Origin of the sequence: Stutzerimonas chloritidismutans AW-1 (assembly GCF_000495915.1) — a bacterium.
GTDB classification, from domain to species: Bacteria; Pseudomonadota; Gammaproteobacteria; order Pseudomonadales; family Pseudomonadaceae; genus Stutzerimonas; species Stutzerimonas chloritidismutans.
This window is the reverse complement of the sequence record NZ_AOFQ01000006.1, coordinates 56954-73042: the sequence shown is the minus strand read 5'-3', so window position 1 is coordinate 73042 and position 16089 is coordinate 56954. Positions and strand designations below refer to the sequence as shown.

The following is a 16089-nucleotide window of genomic DNA, read 5'->3' as shown; positions in this document are numbered from 1 at the left end:
TGGGTGGGCCGCGGCGACTGGTTATGCTGGCGCAGGAATCCCTTGGAGCAGTACCGCGTGAAATACCTCATCTCGATGTTTTTCTGCCTCGCTTTGGCTGGGCCCGCGCTGGCTGAGGAGCCGGCCGAAGACGCCGTCGCCACGCAGACACTCTATTACGCGCTGACGCCTGCGATGGTTGGCAACTACGGCTCCGGCGAGCGACTGAAGTACTACAAGGCCGATGTTGCGCTGCGTATCTCCAGCAAGGAGGTGGAGGATCGGGTCAAGCATCACGAGCCGCTGATTCGCCATCAGCTGGTGATGCTGTTTTCCCAGCAGACCGACGAGACGCTGAGCGGCCCCGAAGCCAAGGAACAGTTGCGTCAGGAAGCCTTGCGCCAGGTGCGCGAGGTGCTGGAGCAGGAAGAAGGCAAACCGCTGGTGGATGATCTGCTGTTCAACAATCTGATCATCCAGTAGCTCAGCGCATCGCCAGGATCGCCTGCCATTCGTCTTCGCTGACCGGCATCACCGATAGGCGGCTTCCTTTCTTCACCAGTGCCAGTTCGTGCAGTGCTGGCTCGGTTTTCAGTCGCGCCAATTTCAACGGTGTCGCAAAGGCGTCGACGAACTCGACATCGACCGCGCTCCACGGATTTGCATCATCGCGAGCCTTGGCATCGTGATAGGGGCTGGCAGGGTCGAGGACAGTGGGATCGGGATAGGCGCTGCGACTGATCCTGCCAATGCCGGCGATTCCTGGCTCGGCGCAACTGGAGTGATAGAAGAAGAACTGATCGCCTTCCTGCATCTGGCGCATGAAGTTTCTCGCCTGGTAGTTGCGTACACCATCCCAGCGTCCGTGACCCATTTTTTTCAGGTCCCGGATGGAAAATTCGTCGGGTTCGGACTTCATTAGCCAGTAAGGCATGAACCTTGCTCTCCTATCGGACGGTTCGATCAGACCATGATGGCAAAATCTCCGACAATCGGCTGCAATACCTGTTTGCGCGGTGCCGACGCTTCACGGAAAATGCCGCAGCTGTAAGGTGGCCTATCGAGTCCTAGAACGAAAACACATCGACTCGACGCAAGCATTTCGCCTGGTAGGGGGAGGCGAACACAAATGAAACGTAAGCCCGATATTCTGTGGATTTTGGTCTTTATCTTTGGTCTCGGCGTAGTCACCACGGGCTATACGCAGAGTCTGTGGGATCAGCACGATGGCGCGGCCGGCATGGCCCCGGTCATTCAGGTGCAGCAGGCTCAGCAGCGATGATCTCGTGCCGCATGGACGCGGCGTTCCATCATCCGGCGTACCAGCCCTGGTCCGTCACCGTAGCCTGAAGCGCTACATCCCAGCTCTCCAGCGGCAGTCGATCGACGCGCTGACATTCATGAGCCAGTCCCAACAATGTCGGTTTGTGACTTTTTTTGCGCATGGCGCGATACGCCAGGCTGCGATCATAGAAGCCGCCACCCATGCCAAGCCGTCCGCCCTTTCCGTCGAAGCCCACCAGTGGCATGAGCAGCAGGTCCAGCGCCCAGACGCGGCGTTGCCGAGCGGTCCGGATCACGGGTTCCAGAATGCCGAAGCGGTTGCGGCGCAGCTGTTCGCCGGGCTCGATGCGCTGGAACACCATGCGCGTACGTGGCCAGGGGTTGAGTACCGGAAGATAGGTTGCCTTGCCGCGGCGCTGAGCCGCTTGCAGCAATAGGCGCGGATCGATTTCGCCATCATTGGGCAGGTACAGGGCGATATGCCGGGCGCGCCGAAACCGGGGATGCTGAGCCAGCTGCCGATAGAGACGGCGAGCGGCCAGGCGCTGCTGGGCGGGTGTCAGTTGGCGTCGAGCGTGGCGCAGCTTGCGGCGTAGCGCCGGGCGCGAAAGGCCTTCGGCTACGATCATCAGAAGTGGCTCCCCAGCATGCCGCTGCCAGCGTAGGCCCTTGAACCCGAGAGTTCAAGGTGGCGACTACAGAGTACCTTAAGGCTTTCCGTCAGGCGGACATGCACACCGGCACCACGTGTAGCCTCCATGGTGTTGCTTATCGGGAGAGGGTCATCGCCGACTGGCGAACATGCCAGGGAGTTGGGCGGAGTATAACGCAAACCGGCTGCCGTTGATCAGTTGCCGGAAGGGTTCGGGTCGGTGGCCAGTGCGCTGTCGACGCGCTCCAGCAGCATGCGTACGTGCTCGCGCGCGCTGTTGGCTTCGGCATCCAGGCGATCATGCTTGTGCAACAATTCGTGGGTGATGTTCAGCGCGGCCATCACCGCAACGCGGTCGGCGCCGATGACTTTGCCGCTGCTGCGGATCTCGCGCATCTTGCGATCCAGATAGCGGGCCGCGCCTTCCAGATTGCTGCGTTCCTCTGGCGGACAGGCAATGCAATATTCCTTGTCCATGATGTGCACGGTGACGGTGTTCGGCTGGGTCATGAGTCCTGCTCCAGGGCTTTCAGGCGCGAAATCATTGATTCGACCTTCAAGCGGGCCATTTCGTTCTTTTCGATCAGATGCGCGCGCTCTTCACGCCAGTTCCGCTCGTTGGCCAGTAGCAGGTGGTTCTGCGCCTTGAGCTGCTCGATGCGCTGAATCAGCTGCTCCAGCTTGGTGGTCAGCGCTTTCAGATCGGCGTCTTCCATGGGATTCCTGTTGGGGCACTGAGTGAAGACGGAGGCGATGCCCGGGGGCTTCGATGGTCTTGCCGCGGCCGCCGGTGCTAGGATACGAAGCCTTCATTCTAGTCATTGCGCCATCGTGCGCCTAGCCGCCATGTCCATTCAGAATTCCCCATATGCCGCTTTCGCCACACTTCTGGCTGGCGCACCGCAAACTGTTTCTCCTGCCGAATTGCATGGCCTGTTGCTCGGGCGCAGCTGCGCCGGTGCCGGCTTCGATGTCGAACCCTGGCTGACCGATGCCTCGGACCTGCTTGGCGAAGCGCCGCAGGACAATATCCGTCAGGCCTTGATCGGCCTGCAGGAGATGGTCAAGGGTGAGCTCGCCGGCGACGACATCGCCGTCGTTCTGCTGCTGCCCAGCGATGATGCGCCGCTGGCCGAGCGCGCTGTCGCGCTGGGCCAGTGGTGCCAGGGCTTTCTCGCCGGCTTCGGTCTGGCCGCTGGCGACCGCGCGCTGAGCGCCGAGGCCATGGAAGTACTGCAGGATCTCTCGGCCATCGCGCAGATTCAGGACTCGCTGGAAGAGTCCGAAGACGGCGAGACCGATTACATGGAAGTGATGGAGTACCTGCGCGTGGCGCCGTTGCTGCTGTTCACCGAGTGCGCCAAGCCGGTACCTGCTGCTCCGAAACCTTCCCTGCATTGAGGAAATCGTTCCGCTCATGACTCGCATCCCGAAATCGGAATACGCCCGTCGGCGCAAGGCGCTGATGGAGCAGATGGAACCCAACAGCATCGCCATCCTGCCGGCGGCGCCGATGTATATCCGCAACCGCGATGTCGAGCATGTCTACCGCCAGGATAGCGACTTTCAGTATCTGTCCGGCTTCCCCGAACCGGAGGCGGTGATCGCGCTGATTCCCGGGCGTGAGCATGGCGAATACGTGCTGTTCTGCCGCGAACGCGACCCCGAACGCGAGCTGTGGGATGGCCTGCGTGCCGGGCAGGACGGCGCGATAAGTGAATACGGTGCCGACGATGCTTTTCCCATCGGCGACATCGACGACATCCTCCCCGGGCTGATCGAAGGCCGCGACCGTGTCTACTACGCCATCGGCACCAACGAAGCCTTCGATCATCGGCTGATGGAGTGGATCAAGACCATTCGCGCCAAGGCGCGCCAGGGCGCGCAGCCGCCCAGCGAGTTCGTCGCGCTCGATCACTTGCTGCACGACATGCGTCTGTACAAGTCGAGTAACGAAGTGAAGGTGATGAAGCATGCCGCGGAGATTTCCGCCCGTGCACATATCCGTGCCATGCAGGCCAGCCGCGCGGGCCTGTTCGAGTACCACCTGGAAGCCGAGCTGGACTACGAGTTCCGCAAGGGCGGGGCGAAGATGCCCGCTTACGGCAGCATCGTCGCCGCGGGTCGCAATGCCTGCATCCTGCATTACCGCGAGAACGATGCGCCGCTGAAGGATGGCGACCTGGTGCTGATCGACGCCGGTTGCGAAATCGACTGCTATGCCAGCGACATTACCCGCACCTTTCCGGTCAACGGCCGCTTCTCGCCCGAGCAGAAGGCCATTTACGAACTGGTGCTCAAGGCCAACGAAGAGGCTTTCAAGCACATCGCACCCGGCAAGCACTGGAACGAGGCCCACGAGGCCACCGTACGGGTAATCACCGCCGGGCTGGTCGAGCTGGGCCTGCTGCAGGGCGAGGTCGACGAACTGATCGCAAGCGAGGCCTACAAACCCTTCTACATGCACCGCGCCGGGCACTGGCTGGGCATGGACGTGCATGACGTCGGCGACTACAAGATCGGCGGCGAGTGGCGCGTGCTCGAGCCGGGCATGTCGATGACCGTCGAGCCGGGCATCTATATTTCCGTGGACAATCAGAACGTCGCCAAGAAGTGGCGCGGCATCGGCGTGCGCATCGAGGACGATGTGGTGGTGACCCGGACCGGCTGCGAAATCCTCACCGGTGGCGTGCCGAAGAGCGTCGCCGAGATCGAGGCGCTGATGGCCGCCGCTCGCGAGCAGGTCGCCTGACATGCAGAGCCTGGCGATCATCGGTGGCGGGTTGGTCGGTGCCAGTCTCGCGTTGGCCTTGCAGGATGGCGCCCGGGAGCGCGGCTGGTGCATCCATCTGATCGAGCCGTTCGAGCCCGGCCACGAGTACCAGCCGAGCTATGACGCGCGCTCTACGGCGCTGTCCTACGGCACTCGGCTGATCTACCAGCGCCTGGGCCTATGGGAACACATCGCCGAGCGCGCCGAGCCGATTCTGCGCATTCATGTATCCGAGCGTGGCAGTTTCGGGGCGGCACGCCTCGATTGCACACGCGAAGGCGTCGAGGCGCTGGGTTACGTGGTCGAGAACGCCTGGATCGGGCATTGCCTGTGGCAGGCGCTGGATGATCAGGTGGTGATCCGTCACTGTCCGGCCGAGGTCGAGCGACTGGAGCCCGGCGCCACCGGTTACCGGTTGAGCTTTACCGATGGTCAGCAGCTGGAGTGCGACCTCACCGTGCTCGCAGATGGTGGCCGCTCCGGGCTGCGTGAGCAGCTTGGCATCCAGGTGTCGCGCCGGCCGTACGGCCAGACCGCGCTCATCGCCAACATCACGCCAGGCAAACCGCACGGCGGTCTGGCGTTCGAGCGCTTCACCGAAGATGGCCCGATGGCGCTGCTGCCGCTGCAGGATGATCGTTGTGCGCTGGTATGGACGCGCTCCCAGGCCGATGCCGCGCGCCTGGCGCAGGCGCACGAGGCGGTTTTCCTCGGTGAACTGCAGGAAGCCTTCGGTTATCGCCTGGGCGCGTTGCAGCAGGTCGGTGCCCGGCATCTGTATCCGCTGACGCTGATCGAGGCCGAAGAGCAGGTACGTTCGGGTCTGGTGGTGCTCGGCAACGCGGCGCACAGCCTGCACCCGATCGCCGGGCAGGGCTACAACCTGTCGCTGCGTGATGTGGAGGCGCTGAGCGTCGCTTTGCTGCGCAGCGACGCCGCGCTGGGCGACCTGGCGGTGCTGCAGGAGTACGCCCGCAGGCAGCGCTTCGATCAGCGCGTGACGGTCGGTTTCTCCGATCAGGTCACCCGGCTGTTCGGTGATTCCGGTCGGCTGGTCGCGGCCGGACGCAATCTCGGTCTGCTCGGGCTGGACCTCATGCCCGCCGCCAAGCGTTGGTTTGCGCGCCAGGCGATGGGCCTGGGCACTCGCGCTGGCTGAAGCGGCAACCAAAAGGACTCGGCATGAGCGGCTCCCGTTTGGCGCGCAAGGCGCGGTTTCTGCGCTGGGCCATGAATTTCTACCCGCCATACATCGGAGCCGGTGTTCGGGTGCGGCACATCAGCGCGGATATGCGCCTGGTTCAGGTCAAGATGGTGCTGCGCTGGTACAACCGCAATTATGTCGGTACGCAGTTCGGCGGCTCGCTGTATTCGATGGTCGACCCGTTCTTCGTGCTGATGCTGATGGAGAATCTCGGGCGCGACTACATCGTCTGGGACAAGGCGGCCAACATAGAATTCGTCAGCCCCGGGCGCGGCGCGGTCTACGCCGAATTCGCCATCAGCGACAGGCTGCTGGATGAGATCCGCGCGCACACGGCCGACGGCAGCAAGTACCTGCCCAGAATGCATGTCGAAGTGCGCGACGGCGAGGGCACGCTGGTGGCACGGGTGCAGAAGACCCTCTACATACGACTCAAGCCGCGGGCGCGGCAGCCAGGAGAGAAGTGATGCAAGCGGATCTGATCATCGTGGGTGCCGGCATGGTCGGCAGTACCCTGGCACTCGCCCTCGAAGGTTGCGGGCTGAAGATCGTCGTGCTCGATGCGAGCCCGCTCGAGGTCGTCGACTTCGACCCGCAGGGCGGCTTCGAACCGCGGGTCAGTGCGCTGTCCGCAGCCAGCCAGCGCATCCTGCAGCGGGTCGGTGCCTGGCCGGGCATCGCCGCGCGCCGCGCGAGCCCCTACACCGATATGCACGTATGGGACGGCTCGGGCACCGGGCAGATTCATTTTTCCGCCGAGACCGTACATGCCGAAGTGCTCGGGCATATCGTCGAAAACCGTGTGGTGCAGGATGCGCTGCTGGACGCGATGCAGCGCCGCGGCGGACTGCAGCTGATCGGCGACGCGCGCGTCGAGCAGCTGGCGCGCACCCCTGACGGTTGGCAGCTGACGCTGGTCGACGGCCGCGAGTTGCGTACGCCCCTGCTGATTGCGGCGGATGGCGCCAACTCGGCGATTCGCCGCCTGGCTGGTTGCGAAACCCGCGAATGGGATTATCTGCATCAGGCCATCGTCACCAGTGTGCGTTGCAGCGAGCCGCACCAGCGTACGGCCTGGCAGCGCTTCACCGATGACGGCCCCCTGGCGTTTCTGCCGCTCGAGCGCGATGGCGACCGGCACTGGTGCTCGATTGTCTGGTCGGTTACTGAAGCTGAAGCCAGGCGGCTCATGGCGCTGGATGACGCGGCATTCCGAACGGCGCTTGGTCGAGCCTTCGAGGAGCGCCTGGGAGAAGTGCTCGAGGTCGATCCGCGGCTGTGCATCCCACTGCGCCAACGCCATGCCAAACGCTATGTGCAGCCGGGCCTGGCGTTGATCGGCGATGCCGCACACACCATTCATCCGTTGGCGGGGCAGGGCGTGAATCTTGGTCTGCTGGATGCCGCCGTGCTGGCGGAAGTGCTCAAGGCGGCGATTGCCCGCGGTGAGCGGGTGGCCGATGTGCAGGTGCTGAGCCGCTTCGAGCGTCGGCGCATGCCGCACAACTTGGCGATGATGGCAGCCATGGAAGGCTTCGAACGGCTGTTCCAGGCTGATCCACTGCCGCTGCGCTGGCTGCGCAATACCGGTCTCAAGGCCGTACAGGCGCTACCGGAGGCGAAGGCGCTGTTCGTTCGTCAGGCGCTCGGATTGAGCGGCGATCTGCCGGAACTCGCCAAGCCCTGATGTCAGATTGATATTTACAAAACATTACCTGCACGATTTGTCGCATTGAGAAGGTAAATAACATTCACTACTATTCAGCCTCTGTTCCAACTCACCAAGAGGCTGTTCCATGCAGGCAAGCAAAGGTTTACTCGCCGCCCTGGCGCTGACGGCGCTGTCGGGTGCCGTCCAGGCTGCCGACGAAGTAGTGGTCTACTCCTCGCGTATCGATGAGCTGATCAAGCCGGTGTTCGACGCCTACACCGAGAAGACCGGTGTAGCGATCAAGTTCATCACCGACAAGGAAGCCCCGCTGATGGCCCGCATCAAGGCCGAAGGCGCGAACACCCCGGCGGACCTTCTGCTCACCGTCGATGGCGGCAACCTCTGGCAAGCCGAGGAAATGGGCATCCTGCAGCCGCTGAACTCTCAGGTGGTCAAGGACAACATCCCGGCCCAGTATCGTTCCTCCAACGACGCCTGGACCGGCCTGTCGCTGCGCGCACGGACCATCGTCTACTCGCCGGAGCGGGTCAAGGACGGCGAGCTGAGCACTTACGAGGCGCTGGCAGACGAGCGTTGGGACGGCCGCCTGTGTCTGCGCACCAGCAAGAAGGTGTACAACCAGTCGCTGACCGCGACCATGATCGAGACTCACGGCGCCGAGAAGACCGAAGAGATCATCAAGGGCTGGGTCGGCAATCTCGCCACCGACGTCTTCGCCGACGACACGGCGCTGGTGCAGGCCGTCGACGCCGGGCAGTGCGATGCCGGCATCGTCAACACCTACTACTTCGGTCGCCTGCACGCGCAGAACCCGCAGCTCAAGGCCAAGCTGTTCTGGCCGAACCAGGAAGACCGCGGCGTGCACGTCAACCTGTCGGGCATCGGCCTGACCAAGCACGCACCGAACGCGGACGCCGCGCGCAAGCTGGTGGAGTGGATGACCAGTGAGGAAGCGCAGAGCATCTTCGCCGACATCAACATGGAGTACCCGGCCAACCCGAGCGTGAAGCCGTCTGCCGAAGTGGCGGCATGGGGCGAGTTCAAGGCCGATACCATTCCGGTGGAAGTGGCCGGCAAGCGCCAGGCCGAAGCCATCAAGCTGATGGACCGCGCCGGCTGGAACTGATCAGCCCTCTGCGCTTGCAGCGGTGACGTGCAGCTCCGGCCGCCACGTTCACCGCTGCGGTTATACTCGGCGCCCCGGCCTGGTCCGGGGCGTCGTCTTTTTTGCTGTCGAGGCTTGAGTGTCCCATCCCGTCGAGCGCCGCTGGTATCCCATCACGTTTGCTGTCGCAGCCCTGGTGTTGCTGCCACTGAGCATCCTGCTGTTCAGCTGGAGCAGTATCGATACCGAGATCTGGTCGCACCTGTGGGACACGCAGATGCCGCGTCTGCTGGGCAATACCCTGACGCTGGTTCTCGGCGTGGGCATCGGCGTGGTGGTGCTCGGCGTCAGCCTCGCCTGGCTGACGGCATTGTGCGAATTTCCCGGACGCCGCTGGCTGGATTGGGCGCTGATGCTGCCGTTCGCGATTCCTGCCTATGTGTTGGCGTTCGTCTTCATCGGGCTGCTCGATTTCGCTGGTCCGGTGCAAACCCTGGCGCGCGAGTGGTTCGGTAGCGGCATTCGCTTTCCGCGAGTGCGCTCCACGGGCGGTGTGATCACGGTGCTGGTGCTGGTGTTCTACCCCTATGTCTATCTGCTGGCGCGCTCGGCCTTTCTCGCTCAGGGCAAGGGACTGATGGAAGCGGCGCGGGTGCTCGGCCAGTCGCCCTGGCAGGCTTTCTGGCGCGTGGCGCTGCCGATGGCGCGACCGGCGATCGGTGCCGGTCTGGCCCTGGCAATGATGGAAACCCTGGCTGACTTCGGTGCGGTGTCGGTGTTCAACTTCGATACCTTCACCACTGCGATCTACAAGACCTGGTACGGCTTCTTCAGTCTGACCAGCGCCACCCAGCTGGCCAGCCTGTTGTTGCTGGCGGTGATGCTGGTGCTCTACGGCGAGCGCCGGGCGCGCGGTGCTGCGCGACCGGCCAATGAGCGAGCGCGCTCCGCGGCGCTGTATCGGCTGACCGGTGTGAAGGCGTTTGCGGCCAGCGCCTGGTGCGGCCTGGTATTTCTCTGCGCGTTCATCATCCCGCTGTTGCAGCTGCTGGCCTGGCTCTGGCAGCGCGGTCGCTTCGATCTCGACGAGCGTTACGCCGGTATGATCCTGCACACGCTCTATCTCGGTGCTATCGCCGCACTGATCACTGTGAGCGTGGCGCTGCTGCTGGCGTTCGCCCGACGTCAGGCGCCGGTGCGCTCGATCCGCAGCGCGGTGAGCCTGGCCAATCTCGGCTATGCCTTGCCGGGTTCGGTACTGGCGGTTTCGATCATGCTGGCGTTCAGTTACCTCGACCGGCACCTGGTCATTCCGCTGTCGAGCTGGTTGGGCGCTGGCGGGAAGCCGATCCTGCTCGGCAGCCTCGGCGCGTTGCTGCTGGCCTATCTGATCCGCTTCATGGCGGTTGCCTTCGGCCCGCTGGAAAACGCCCTGGCGCGGATTCGCCCCTCGCTGCCGCAGGCGTCGCGCAGCCTGGGTGTCGGTGGCCCGGCGCTGTTCTTCCGGGTCTACCTGCCGTTGCTGCTGCCGGGCACGCTGAGCGCGGCACTGCTGGTATTCGTCGACGTGCTCAAGGAAATGCCGGCGACCTTGCTGATGCGGCCATTCGGCTGGGACACCCTGGCCGTGCGCATCTTCGAAATGACCAGTGAAGGCGAATGGGCCCGCGCGTCGCTCCCGGCACTGACCTTGGTGCTGGTCGGACTGCTGCCGGTGGTGCTGCTGATTCGCCGTTCGGCGCGGCGCCCTGGCTAGTCACGCAGCTCTGGCGGCAGGGTGCTGAGCGACGCAGCCGCGCTACTGCGGGCCGCGATTCGACCTCCAGTCTCCTGCCACCTGATCTGCCGTGACCTGCTGCGACCTTGGGGCTACAATGCGCGCCATTCGAAAGTCGCCGACCCCCGCAGGGCCCGGCTCTACTGACTTTTCCAATGCCGATTCGGCGACCTGCCCGGAAGGAGAAACCCATGGGTCAGCGTACTCCCCTCTACGATCAGCACCTTGCGCTCGGTGCCAAGATGGTCGACTTCGGTGGCTGGGACATGCCACTGCATTACGGCTCCCAAGTAGAAGAACATCATCAGGTTCGTCGTGACTGCGGGGTGTTCGACGTCTCGCACATGACCGTGGTCGATGTCTCCGGCGAGCAGGCCCGCGACTATCTGCAGCGCTTGCTGGCCAACGATGTGGCACGCCTGAAAAGCACCGGTCGGGCGCTTTACACCGCGATGCTCAACGAGCGCGGCGGGGTGATCGATGACCTCATCGTCTACCTGACCGATTGGGGTTATCGCCTGGTGGTCAATGCCAGCACCCGCGACAAGGATCTGGCGTGGATGCAGGCCCAGGCGGCCGGCTTCGCCGTCGAGGTCAGGGAGCGCGCCGAGCTTGCCATGCTGGCCATCCAGGGGCCGCATGCCCGCGCGCGTACGTCCGAGCTGGTGAGCCAGGCCCGGGCCGGGCTGATTCACGATCTCAAGCCTTTTCAGGGCATGGCCGATGGCGACTGGTTCATCGGGCGTACCGGCTATACCGGCGAAGATGGCCTGGAAATCATCCTGCCCGCGCAGCAGGCTCCGGACTTCCTCAGCGAGCTGGTCGGCGCCGGCATCCCGCCGATCGGCCTCGGTGCGCGCGACACCCTGCGTCTGGAGGCCGGCCTCAACCTGTACGGCCAGGACATGACTGAAGACGTATCGCCGCTGGCGGCCAACATGGGCTGGACCGTGGCCTGGGAGCCGACCGAGCGCGACTTCGTCGGCCGTGCCGCCCTGGAGCAGCAGCGGGCGCGTGACGACCTGCCCAAGCTGGTCGGCCTGGTGCTGGAGGAGCGCGGCGTACTGCGTGCTCATCAGGTGGTGCGGGTGAATGGCGTCGGCGACGGCGAGATCACCAGCGGCAGTTTTTCTCCTACGCTTGGCAAGTCCATCGCCCTGGCCCGCGTGCCGGCCGGGACCGCCGAGCGCGCGGAAGTGGAGATTCGTGGCAAGTGGTATCCGGTGCGGGTCGTGCAGCCGACATTCGTGCGCCACGGCAAGGTACTGGTGTAAATTCGACCGACTGTTTTGCGCGACTGCTGTCAACAGCCTTGAGGACCCGACAATGAGCAATATCCCCAGCGATCTGCGTTACGCCGCCAGCCACGAGTGGGCCCGTCTCGAAGCGGACGGCAGCATCACCGTCGGTATCTCCGATCACGCCCAGGAAGCGCTGGGGGATGTGGTCTACGTCGAGCTGCCCGAGGTCGGGCGCCAGCTCAATGCCGGCCAGGAAGCCGGTGTGGTCGAATCGGTGAAAGCCGCGTCCGACATCTATGCGCCGGTGGCCGGCGAGGTGATCGCGGTCAACGAGGCGCTTGCCGATTCGCCCGAGCTGGTCAACAGCGACCCTTACGGCAGCTGGTTCTTCCGCCTGCAGCCGAGCGATACGTCGGAGCTGGACAAGTTGCTCGACGCGGCCGGTTACCAGGCTGCCTGCGACGCCGACGCCTAAGCATCATCCGCAAAAGCCCCGCTCTGTCGGGGCTTTTGTTTTTCCGAGAGTAGCGACCATGCCGTATATGCCGAGCCTTTCCCAACTCCAGCAACCCGATGCCTTCCTGCGCCGTCACCTCGGCCCGGATCAGGGCGAACAGCAGGCCATGCTCGACGCCTTGGGCCTGCGCAGCCGCGAACAGCTTATCGAGCAGACCGTGCCGCCGGCGATCCGCCTGCAGGCCGAGCTGAACCTGCCGGCGGCGCTGGACGAGCAGGCCGCGCTGGCCAAGCTGCGTGGTTATGCAGAGCAGAATCAGCTCTGGACCAGCCTGATCGGCATGGGTTACCACTGCACCATCACCCCGCCGGTGATCCTGCGCAACGTGCTGGAGAACCCGGGTTGGTACACCGCCTACACGCCCTATCAGCCCGAGATCGCCCAGGGTCGGCTGGAAGCGTTGCTGAACTATCAGCAGATGATCATCGATCTCACCGGGCTCGATCTGGCCAACGCCTCGCTGCTCGATGAGGCGACCGCAGCGGCGGAGGCCATGACCCTGGCCCGGCGCATGGCCAAGAGCAAGAGCAACCGCTTCTTCGTCGAGGAGAACTGCCATCCGCAGACGCTCTCCGTGGTGCAGACCCGCGCCGAGGCGTTCGGTTTCGAGCTGGTGGTCGGCACGCTGGACGAGCTCGCCGGACAGGAAGTGTTCGGCGCGCTGTTGCAGTACCCGGATACCCATGGCGAGATTCGCGACCTGCGTCCTGCCATTGAGCAGCTGCATGCGCAGCAGGCGCTGGCCTGCGTCGCCGCCGATCTGCTCAGCCTTCTGCTGCTGACCCCGCCGGGCGAGCTGGGCGCCGACGTCGTGCTCGGCTCGACCCAGCGCTTCGGCGTGCCGATGGGCTACGGCGGCCCGCACGCGGCCTATTTCGCCAGCCGTGACGAGTTCAAGCGCGGCATGCCAGGGCGCATCATCGGCGTGTCCAAGGACGCCCGCGGCAACACCGCGCTGCGCATGGCGCTGCAGACCCGCGAGCAGCACATCCGCCGCGAGAAGGCCAACTCCAACATCTGCACCGCGCAGGTGCTGCTGGCCAACATCGCCGGCTTCTACGCCGTCTACCACGGCCCGCAGGGCCTCAAGCGCATCGCCCAGCGCGTCCACCGGCTGACCGCCATTCTCGCCGCAGGCCTCGAGCAGAAGGGCATCGTGCGGGTCAACCAGCATTTCTTCGACACCCTGACCCTTGAGGTCGGTGGCGCGCAGACCGCGGTCATCGAAAGCGCCGAAGCGGCGCAGATCAACCTGCGCATCCTTGGCCGCGGCCGGCTGGGCGTCAGCCTCGACGAGACCTGCGACGAGCGCACCGTTGAACAGCTCCTGGCGATTTTCCTCGGTGCCGATCACGGCCTCGACATCGCTACGCTGGATGCCAGCGAGCTGCCGGGCGGAATCCCCGAGGCGTTGCTGCGCGAGAGCAACTACCTCAGCCACCCGGTATTCAACACGCACCACAGCGAAACCGAGATGCTGCGTTACCTCAAGCAGCTGGAGAACAAGGACCTGGCACTGAACCAGGCGATGATCCCGCTCGGCTCCTGCACCATGAAGCTCAACGCCACCAGCGAGATGATCCCGATCACCTGGGCCGAATTCGCCAACCTGCATCCGTTCGTTCCGCGCGGTCAGGCCCAGGGTTACAAGCTAATGATCGAAGAGCTGGAAGCCTGGCTCTGTGCGATCACCGGCTTCGACGCGATTAGCATGCAGCCGAACTCCGGTGCCCAGGGCGAATACGCCGGCCTAGTCGCGATCCGCAAGTACCACGAGAGCCGTGGCGAAGGGCAGCGCGACATCTGCCTGATCCCGTCCTCGGCCCATGGCACCAACCCCGCCTCGGCGCAGATGGTCAGCATGCGTGTGGTCATCGTCGAGTGCGACAAGGGCGGAAACGTCGATCTGGAGGACCTCAAGCGCAAGGCCGCCGAGGCCGGCGACCGGCTGTCCTGCCTGATGATCACCTATCCGTCGACCCACGGCGTCTACGAAGAAAACGTGCGCGAGATCTGCGCGGCGATCCACGCCCAAGGCGGCCAGGTCTACATGGACGGCGCCAACCTCAACGCCCAGGTCGGCCTGGCGCGGCCGGCGGACATCGGTGCCGACGTCTCGCACATGAACCTGCACAAGACCTTCTGCATCCCCCATGGCGGTGGTGGCCCGGGCATGGGCCCGATCGGCGTCAAGGCGCACCTGGCACCATTCGTGGCCAACCACCCGGTGGTCGAGCTGGAAGGTCCGCAGCCGGGCAACGGTGCGGTGAGCGCGGCGCCCTGGGGCAGCGCGAGCATCCTGCCGATCAGCTGGATGTACATCGCGATGATGGGCCCGCAGCTGCGCGACGCGACCGAGGTGGCGATCCTAGGTGCCAACTATCTGGCCAACCGCCTCGGCAGCGCCTTCCCAGTGCTCTACGCCGGGCGCAACGGCCGCGTCGCCCACGAGTGCATCCTCGACCTGCGCCCGCTCAAGGCCGAGACCGGAATCAGCGAGGAAGACGTCGCCAAGCGCCTGATGGACTACGGCTTCCACGCGCCGACCATGTCCTTCCCGGTGCCCGGCACATTGATGATCGAGCCCACCGAGAGCGAGTCGAAAGCCGAGCTGGATCGCTTCGTCGAGGCGATGCTGAGCATCCGCGCGGAGATCGCCAAGGTCCAGGGTGGTGAGTGGCCGGCGGACAACAATCCGCTGGTGCGCGCGCCGCATACACTGGCTGACGTGATCGGTGAGTGGGACCGGCCGTACAGCATCGCCGAAGCGGTAACGCCGAGCGCCCACTCCTGTGCCTACAAGTACTGGCCGGCGGTGAATCGGGTGGACAACGTCTACGGCGATCGCAACCTGTTCTGCGCCTGCGTGCCGGTGGATGCCTATCGCGACTGAGTTGCGCTGAGGGCCGGGTGGACGTCGATTCTCGGCGCCTTTCCGGCTTCTGCGAGGTGATTGGTGGGGTGAAATTCGGGTAATTTTAGTGATTGGTGCCGGACTTCGTAGGGTGGATGTCGCTTTTTACATCCACCGAAGCTCCGGCCCAGGGCTGCAGGAATCGGCAACGCCTGACCCACTCTATGCCTCAGGCTCGTGCTCGTCTTCGGCTGCCTCGTCCAGCATTCCCAACCAATTCGCCAGCACCAGCTGCGCTTCCTCGACCCCCTGCCGCTTCGGTGCCGAGAACAGCTGGACGCTGACGTCGGCGCCCCAGCCCTTGTGAATGTCGCGCTGGATGGCCAGCAACGCGTTCTTCGCGGCGCCGAAGGCCAGCTTGTCGGACTTGGTCAACAGGATGTGCAAAGGCATCTGGCTGGCGCTCGCCCAGTCCAGCATCATGCGGTCGAACTCGGTCAGCGGATGGCGGATATCCATCATCAGGAACACGCCGGCCAGGCTCTCGCGGCTGCCCAGGTAGGCTTCCAGGTGGCGCTGCCAGTGCTGCTTGAGCGGGATCGGCACCTTGGCGTAGCCGTAGCCGGGCAGGTCGACCAGTCGGCGTTCGTCATCGAGGCGGAAGAAGTTGAGCAGCTGGGTGCGGCCCGGGGTCTTCGAAGTGCGCGCCAGGTTGGCATGGGTCAGGGTGTTCAGCGCGCTCGACTTGCCTGCGTTGGAACGGCCGGCAAAGGCTACTTCCAGACCCTCGTCGGCCGGGCACTGATCGACCTTGGCGGCGCTGATCATGAAGGTGGCCTGTTGGCAAAGGCCGAGAATCGGGTTTTTCGGTAGCATGGTCGTTCCGGTGAGTGCACGCGGGTGCGGCAATGGTTCGTTTCCGTTTCAGAAACGGGAGTATATAATGCCGCAGTTTTTATGTGCGCTTTGGCCTGATATCGGGCCACGTGTGGTGTTCAGCCTGATCCGGACGCCGGTGCGGCGGTAGTTGC

17 protein-coding genes and 1 other RNA gene are annotated in these 16089 nt (G+C 64.3%); 12 read left to right on the top strand and 6 right to left on the bottom strand.

What is annotated here, in order from left to right; genetic code table 11:
* The first annotated feature begins 75 nt into the window (after window positions 1-75).
* Window positions 76-462: a flagellar basal body-associated protein FliL gene (locus F753_RS27790; protein ID WP_031297169.1), complete on the top strand. Its 387-nt coding sequence runs from the start codon at window positions 76-78 to the stop codon at window positions 460-462.
* A gap of 1 nt (window position 463) precedes the next feature.
* Here the strand turns inward: F753_RS27790 and F753_RS27785 are convergent, their stop codons facing one another.
* Window positions 464-913 carry an EVE domain-containing protein gene (locus F753_RS27785; RefSeq protein WP_031297167.1) on the bottom strand — a complete coding sequence of 150 codons (450 nt, stop codon included), beginning with the start codon at window positions 911-913 and terminating at the stop codon, window positions 464-466.
* Between the two features lie 195 nt (window positions 914-1108).
* On the opposite strand from F753_RS27785, the gene F753_RS49680 reads away from it, so the two are divergent.
* Window positions 1109-1261, top strand: a complete 153-nt coding sequence (locus F753_RS49680; protein WP_014818647.1) for a hypothetical protein — start codon at window positions 1109-1111, stop codon at window positions 1259-1261.
* Between the two features lie 28 nt (window positions 1262-1289).
* On the opposite strand, the gene F753_RS27780 is transcribed toward F753_RS49680, so the two are convergent.
* The 4 genes from F753_RS27780 to F753_RS27770 form a co-directional block, all read right to left on the bottom strand.
* Window positions 1290-1892: a 5-formyltetrahydrofolate cyclo-ligase gene (locus tag F753_RS27780; RefSeq protein WP_023444013.1), complete on the bottom strand. Its 603-nt coding sequence runs from the start codon at window positions 1890-1892 to the stop codon at window positions 1290-1292.
* Between the two features lie 6 nt (window positions 1893-1898).
* A non-coding RNA gene (ssrS, locus tag F753_RS48905) (6S RNA) lies at window positions 1899-2077 on the bottom strand.
* A 33-nt stretch (window positions 2078-2110) separates the two neighbouring features.
* Window positions 2111-2425 carry a cell division protein ZapA gene (locus F753_RS27775; protein WP_003303305.1) on the bottom strand — a complete coding sequence of 105 codons (315 nt, stop codon included), beginning with the start codon at window positions 2423-2425 and terminating at the stop codon, window positions 2111-2113.
* The gene (locus F753_RS27770; RefSeq protein ID WP_003303302.1) at window positions 2422-2631 is read right to left on the bottom strand and encodes a TIGR02449 family protein; all 210 of its coding nucleotides are present in this window, start codon (window positions 2629-2631) and stop codon (window positions 2422-2424) included. The genes F753_RS27775 and F753_RS27770 overlap by 4 nt, the downstream gene beginning before the upstream one ends.
* A 130-nt stretch (window positions 2632-2761) precedes the next feature.
* Here F753_RS27770 and F753_RS27765 point away from each other — a divergent pair, with 130 nt between their 5' ends.
* From F753_RS27765 to gcvP, 10 genes are all read left to right on the top strand, one after another.
* Window positions 2762-3316, top strand: coding sequence for a YecA/YgfB family protein (locus F753_RS27765; RefSeq protein WP_031297165.1), 555 nt, complete (start codon window positions 2762-2764; stop codon window positions 3314-3316).
* Window positions 3317-3332: 16 nt separating this feature from the next.
* Complete coding sequence (pepP, locus tag F753_RS27760) at window positions 3333-4667, top strand: Xaa-Pro aminopeptidase (RefSeq protein ID WP_023444011.1); 1335 nt, start codon at window positions 3333-3335, stop codon at window positions 4665-4667.
* Window position 4668: 1 nt separating this feature from the next.
* Window positions 4669-5847 (top strand): 2-octaprenyl-6-methoxyphenyl hydroxylase, encoded by a 1179-nt coding sequence (ubiH, locus tag F753_RS27755; RefSeq protein WP_023444010.1) that lies wholly within the window; start codon window positions 4669-4671, stop codon window positions 5845-5847.
* 23 nt (window positions 5848-5870) lie between these two features.
* Window positions 5871-6359 (top strand): DUF4442 domain-containing protein, encoded by a 489-nt coding sequence (locus F753_RS27750; protein WP_014818652.1) that lies wholly within the window; start codon window positions 5871-5873, stop codon window positions 6357-6359.
* Window positions 6359-7579 (top strand): 2-octaprenyl-3-methyl-6-methoxy-1,4-benzoquinol hydroxylase, encoded by a 1221-nt coding sequence (locus F753_RS27745; RefSeq protein ID WP_023444009.1) that lies wholly within the window; start codon window positions 6359-6361, stop codon window positions 7577-7579. The genes F753_RS27750 and F753_RS27745 overlap by 1 nt, the downstream gene beginning before the upstream one ends.
* Window positions 7580-7688: 109 nt before the next feature.
* Window positions 7689-8690 carry an extracellular solute-binding protein gene (locus tag F753_RS27740; RefSeq protein WP_014818654.1) on the top strand — a complete coding sequence of 334 codons (1002 nt, stop codon included), beginning with the start codon at window positions 7689-7691 and terminating at the stop codon, window positions 8688-8690.
* Between the two features lie 118 nt (window positions 8691-8808).
* A complete protein-coding gene (locus F753_RS27735) occupies window positions 8809-10425 on the top strand; it encodes an ABC transporter permease (RefSeq protein WP_014818655.1) in 1617 nt (538 codons plus the stop codon).
* A gap of 212 nt (window positions 10426-10637) precedes the next feature.
* Window positions 10638-11720 carry a glycine cleavage system aminomethyltransferase GcvT gene (gene gcvT, locus F753_RS27730; RefSeq protein WP_023444008.1) on the top strand — a complete coding sequence of 361 codons (1083 nt, stop codon included), beginning with the start codon at window positions 10638-10640 and terminating at the stop codon, window positions 11718-11720.
* A 52-nt stretch (window positions 11721-11772) separates the two neighbouring features.
* Window positions 11773-12162 carry a glycine cleavage system protein GcvH gene (gene gcvH / locus F753_RS27725; RefSeq protein ID WP_003303288.1) on the top strand — a complete coding sequence of 130 codons (390 nt, stop codon included), beginning with the start codon at window positions 11773-11775 and terminating at the stop codon, window positions 12160-12162.
* A gap of 58 nt (window positions 12163-12220) precedes the next feature.
* On the top strand, window positions 12221-15097 hold the full coding sequence (gene gcvP, locus F753_RS27720) for an aminomethyl-transferring glycine dehydrogenase (RefSeq protein ID WP_023444007.1): 2877 nt from the start codon (window positions 12221-12223) through the stop codon (window positions 15095-15097).
* Window positions 15098-15280: 183 nt separating this feature from the next.
* Here the strand turns inward: gcvP and yihA are convergent, their stop codons facing one another.
* A complete protein-coding gene (yihA, locus tag F753_RS27715; protein WP_014818659.1) occupies window positions 15281-15934 on the bottom strand; it encodes a ribosome biogenesis GTP-binding protein YihA/YsxC in 654 nt (217 codons plus the stop codon).
* Between the last annotated feature and the right edge of the window lie 155 nt (window positions 15935-16089).